The organism is Heliobacterium chlorum (assembly GCF_014502795.1).
GTDB classification, from domain to species: Bacteria; Bacillota; Desulfitobacteriia; order Heliobacteriales; family Heliobacteriaceae; genus Heliobacterium; species Heliobacterium chlorum.
Genome location: NZ_JACVHF010000124.1, coordinates 1 through 782, shown reverse-complemented (window position 1 = coordinate 782; position 782 = coordinate 1). Strand labels below are relative to the sequence as shown.

Genomic DNA, 782 nt, shown 5'->3' with positions numbered 1-782 from the left:
ATGGTGGGCCTAGGTGGACTCGAACCACCGACCTTACGATTATCAGTCGTACGCTCTAGCCAGCTGAGCTATAGGCCCATATGCACCTGACAAGGTTTATCTTGTCAAGGTTTTCACCGGTTTACCCGGTCGATCCGGCAGCGACCTACTCTCCCAGGGACCAACGTCCCAAGTACCATCGGCGCAGGAGGGCTTAACTACCGTGTTCGGGATGGGAACGGGTGTGACCCCTCCGCCATTGCCACCAGATCAGTTTGCAGTTGTTGAGGTCCATCCGGCTCATCACCGGAATTAAGAGTTTACTATACACAGTTGATGTTTTCAACCGGTAAGTTTCTCCAGTCCCTCAAAATCAAACAGTTGTGTGCTATTGCGTGCTAACCGTTCCGTTCGGACCTGTCCCATCGAGCTCTATCGAGATGCTGCTCATTAAACAGTTAAACTGCCAATTTACGTATCTCTATAAGAGCATAACTGGGAGGTCTCCGTCCGGTTCGACCTCGACATCTCACTGCGTAGCGGTTTCATCCCTTCACTAGTAAACCTAGCAAGGTTCATCCTCTACCGTGACGAGTCTCCATAGAAAGGAGGTGATCCAGCCGCACCTTCCGATACGGCTACCTTGTTACGACTTCACCCCAATCATCGACCCCACCTTCGGCGGCTGGTTCCTTACGGTTACCTCACCGACTTCGGGTGTTGCCAACTTTCGTGGTGTGACGGGCGGTGTGTACAAGGCCCGGGAACGTATTCACCGCGGTATGCTGACCCGCGATTACTAG

Annotated in this window: 1 tRNA gene and 2 rRNA genes; all 3 read right to left on the bottom strand. The window is 52.8% G+C overall.

Going from position 1 to position 782, the window contains the following annotated elements:
- Position 1 precedes the first annotated feature (1 nt).
- A tRNA-Ile gene (locus H1S01_RS20515) sits at positions 2–78 on the bottom strand.
- Between the two features lie 54 nt (positions 79–132).
- A 5S ribosomal RNA gene (gene rrf / locus H1S01_RS20510) occupies positions 133–249 on the bottom strand.
- 334 nt (positions 250–583) lie between these two features.
- A 16S ribosomal RNA gene (locus tag H1S01_RS20505) occupies positions 584–782 on the bottom strand; the annotation flags it as partial.